At 37.0% G+C, this 3,882-nt stretch carries 4 protein-coding genes and 2 pseudogenes; 3 read left to right on the top strand and 3 right to left on the bottom strand.

What is annotated here, in order from left to right; genetic code table 11:
* Positions 1 to 180 (top strand): annotated as a pseudogene (locus FA045_RS18715) (group II intron reverse transcriptase/maturase); the annotation flags it as partial.
* Between the two features lie 133 nt (positions 181 to 313).
* Here FA045_RS18715 and FA045_RS18710 read toward each other — a convergent pair.
* Both FA045_RS18710 and FA045_RS18705 read right to left on the bottom strand, forming a co-directional pair.
* Positions 314 to 1,054, bottom strand: coding sequence for a carbonic anhydrase family protein (locus FA045_RS18710; RefSeq protein WP_136878595.1), 741 nt, complete (start codon positions 1,052 to 1,054; stop codon positions 314 to 316).
* Positions 1,055 to 1,112: 58 nt separating this feature from the next.
* Positions 1,113 to 1,766, bottom strand: a complete 654-nt coding sequence (locus FA045_RS18705) for a DUF2490 domain-containing protein (RefSeq protein WP_136878594.1) — start codon at positions 1,764 to 1,766, stop codon at positions 1,113 to 1,115.
* Between the two features lie 115 nt (positions 1,767 to 1,881).
* On the opposite strand from FA045_RS18705, the gene FA045_RS18700 reads away from it, so the two are divergent.
* On the top strand, positions 1,882 to 2,799 hold the full coding sequence (locus FA045_RS18700; RefSeq protein ID WP_136878593.1) for a transposase: 918 nt from the start codon (positions 1,882 to 1,884) through the stop codon (positions 2,797 to 2,799).
* A 142-nt stretch (positions 2,800 to 2,941) separates the two neighbouring features.
* On the opposite strand, the pseudogene FA045_RS18695 reads toward FA045_RS18700, so the two are convergent.
* Positions 2,942 to 3,100: pseudogene (locus FA045_RS18695) on the bottom strand (Na+/H+ antiporter NhaA); the annotation flags it as partial.
* A 546-nt stretch (positions 3,101 to 3,646) separates the two neighbouring features.
* On the opposite strand from FA045_RS18695, the gene FA045_RS18690 reads away from it, so the two are divergent.
* The coding region (locus tag FA045_RS18690) for an ISAon1 family transposase N-terminal region protein (protein WP_136878592.1) at positions 3,647 to 3,882 on the top strand (236 nt) is incomplete at its 3' end.

Raw genomic sequence — 3,882 nt, 5'->3', positions numbered from 1 at the left:
GTAGACCAAGACCATGCCTACGCTTGGAGCAGAACGAGAAAAGGTGGTTGGGCAATAGCACAAAGTCCTATTTTAGGCACTACCATTACTTTACAACGCTTGAAGAAAAGAGGTTATATTTCCTTAACCGAATTACATTTACAGCTTAACCCATCTCTTTGCGAACCGCCGAGTACGTGACCCGTACGCTCGGTGGTGTTTGAAATAAGTGTTTATTTTTTATAGGTATTTCAAGATATCGCTTCGCTAAGTTGAGAGGCGCACTCCGTCAGTTTCTGGCGGAGCCGTCTACTCGATTATAGCCAGTTTTCTCCTACAAAAATGTTACTTCACCAGTATCCATATCGTAAACAGCTCCAACAATTTTGATTTGTCCACTGTCTTCCATTTCTTTTAAAATTGGACTATTTTGTCTGATTTGTTCGATGGTATTTTTTACATTACTCTCACATACTTGATGCACGAACTCTGGATTACCTGATGTACGGTCGCCTTCGTAAGTAACTTTCTCAACTGCTGGACGAATTTTAGATAACATTGCAGTGATGTTGCCCAACTTTACATCATCAATGGCAGATTTTACTGCTCCACAATGTTCGTGTCCAAGTACAAGAATAACTTTTGCACCTGCTACTTTGCAACCAAATTCCATACTTCCAAGTAAGTCTTCGTTTACAAAATTACCTGCAACTCTGCCAACAAAAATGTCTCCAATCCCTCTGTCGAAGACATCTTCAACAGGTACTCGACTGTCAATGCAAGAAAGTACAACTGCCTTTGGAAACTGGCCACTAGTAGTTTTTCTTACTTGTGCCGAATGGTCTCTGGCAGTAATATCATTATTTACAAACCTTTCGTTACCTTCTTTGAAAGTCTGAATGATTTGGTCTGGAGTAAGAGCGTCCCTTTGCTCTTTGGTTAGCACTTCTTGTACCAATGCTCTGGGGCGTTCCACTGCTGATTCATTTGCCGAGGTCTCACTCGGTTTTGGGTTGTTACAAGCTGTTAAAAAAGCGAGAGCAAGTCCTGGAATGATTAAAAACTTTTTTGTCATTATGTTTATTGTTTAATTTTGCCTACTTTGTAAAACGGTGTTCGGCTTTTCCGTTTTTTTAAAAGTTTACGAATGTTATTAGATTCAATTGGTTTCTTGACACACTGTTAGTTGTTTGATTCATTACGCCAATTTCTGTTCGTACAGTTTTGGAAAACCTATATCCAACACCACCATAGAATCGATTGCGGTCAAAAAAGTTTTGCTCTGTATTCACGAAAATTTCATTGTAAATCGAAAGATAAACAGTCTTGTCCTGCATTTGTTTGTGATTCAAGGCAATGTTTGTAGACAAGAAGTATCTTAACCGAAGTCTAAAATCATCTTCAAAAAATCGTTGTTCAAAACGATAGCGGTGTTGTAATGAAATTCGACCAAAACTCTGTCTGGTGATGAACTGTTGATAAATTCTGTGCTCATTGAAGTTAGCCTTATTCTCAGTACCTGCAATGTAGGGTTCGCTATAAATAAAACCGTAACCAAGATGAATGTTGTTATTATTTTCTGTTAGGTTGTAGCCGATACCTGTTCTTAAAAGTAATTGTTCAGTGTCCCCAATAAAGTTGAAGTTTCGGTACTGTACTTCGTGATGCCAGTTCCAACGATTGTCTATTTTTTTGTCGCCAAAATAGATTAACCAGTTACCAAAGTCGCTTTGTTGAGCCATCAAGGTCAATGGAAAAAAGGCTAATAGTGTTAAAATTCTCTTCATTCTGTGTCTGTTTTAAAATTGGCTATAACGTCAGTCTGTGAAAAAAGTACACAAACTCCTTTCAAATATAGTTAATATTTCATAAATTCATAAGGTATTCATAATTCACGGTTTTATGCCTATAATCAATGGTTTAGACAGACATCAACTTACATTCTCTAGTTTAGAAGCTGCAATTGCTACCGATAATGATGTCCGATTTATAGATGCTTTTGTAGAAAAATTAGATCTTCAGCAACTAGGTGTTCGCTCTTTAACTTCCTCGGATAAAAAGAAAGAAGGTCGGTCATCTTTTAGTGATTCTTTATTTCTCAAACTCTATCTTTACGCTTACCTCAATGGCATTCGCAGCAGCAGAAAGCTTGAGCGTGAAGCCATCCGAAATATAGAATTGCAATGGTTGTTGCAGGGACTACATCCCAATTACCATTCCATAGCCGACTTTCGTAAAATCAATGCGACGGCGCTACAAAATCTGTTTAAACTATTTGTTTCATTTCTGAAAGATGTAGGATTAGTAGGCGGAAAAGTAATCGCCGTAGATGGCACCAAAATTAGAGGCAACAACAGCAAAAAAAATAATTACAATCCTAAAAAGATCCAACGCCACTTGGATTACATAGCACAAAAAAGCAAGGCATTGCTAGAAGAATTTGAGCAGACCGATGCCTCCGAAGATGAAGCGATAAGCCTTGGTGATGTGCAAGAAAAACTAGCTCGATTACAGCAACATAAGATAAAATACCAAGCCTTACAAGATCAGCTGGCTCAAAGCCAAGAACCACAAGTAAGCACAACAGATCCAGATGCGAGAGCCTTATTGGTAAGAGGAGTTGTTGTAGAAGTGGGTTATAATGTGCAGGCAGCCGTGGATCAAGAGCATAAATTAGTAGTGGCTACACACACGATCAATCGCAATGATAAAAATGCCTTGTATGCTATCAGCAAAGAAGCAAAAGATAATATCGAAGCAAAACAATTAACGGTCTTAGCTGCAAAAAACGGCTATAGTATACCACCTTCAGCGGATTAAAGTGAGCATAGCGCAACGGCTCAAAGTGACCCACCTTCAGCGGGTGAAAGTGAACCACTAAAAATCGATTCTATCTGTATATATTTTCCGATCTTTTTAAAGAAAAAATCTAAATATAACCTGTGCAGGTTCTTATCTCAGTCTAGTTCTTTTCAATATTTGCAAATAACGCCACTCCTATCATCTGGTCCCCTTGTTGGCTGATCGGGAAGTCTTCCAAAACAAATTTACCCATAATCCATATAAAAGATAATATGCCCACGAATTTGCCAATGACTAGGCCACCCGCGACAGCCATTGAAACAGGATTTTCTGTATTTCAAAAATTCTAAAAGGTTGAGTATATCGTTTAAATTTTCATAGTACGAGCTGATAAAAATGTTAATCCTAGGAGAAATTTCTTACAAATAAAATCTTAGTAATTCCAAAAAAGAGCAAAAGAATATTTGATACTAAGAGTTAAATTAACAGTAACTTGCTAAATAATTAATGGTATTATTTTTTTATTAAAAAATATCGCTATATTGTAGTAGTAAACCGATTGTTCTTTCAAAAGAAGTCAAATCATATCAAAATAACTGGTGCCCAATTTGGTGCCCACATTGAAATGATGATCATATAATTTTCACAACTTGCTCATTTAGTACCGATTGGATTGATAAGTCATTATCCCAGCGGGATCACAGAAAGCTTTCAAGAAATTGAAAGCTTTTTTGTTTAAAAGATATTTTTTAAGCCGCAATTCTGAAAAAATTATAAGTCATTTCAAACTAAAGAAAACTATGGACCAAGCGTAAAAGTTGGGGAGGAATAAAATTTAATTAATTTTGCCTGAAACACTTGACTTTTGAATTCAGCACTACTTTCCTTAATACTTCCCCAAGGGCTTAGCGACTACTTTGATTTTGATAAAGTAGAAACGGTTAATGGCTCCACTTATATTTATCTCATTGAAAAGAATATCCATCCCCAAGAATTTGTTGGTGAGAAGCTACTTTCTAAAGGTTTTTTTGAGGAGGTTTCAGTTCGTGATTTTCCATTGCGTGGAAAGCCCTGTTTTTTGAGGCTAAAGCGCCGTAAATG

Source organism: Pedobacter cryotolerans (assembly GCF_005116475.1).
Classification (GTDB): domain Bacteria; phylum Bacteroidota; class Bacteroidia; order Sphingobacteriales; family Sphingobacteriaceae; genus Pedobacter; species Pedobacter cryotolerans.
The sequence above is the reverse complement of the archived record's forward strand: the minus strand, read 5'-3'. Positions and strand labels throughout refer to the sequence as shown.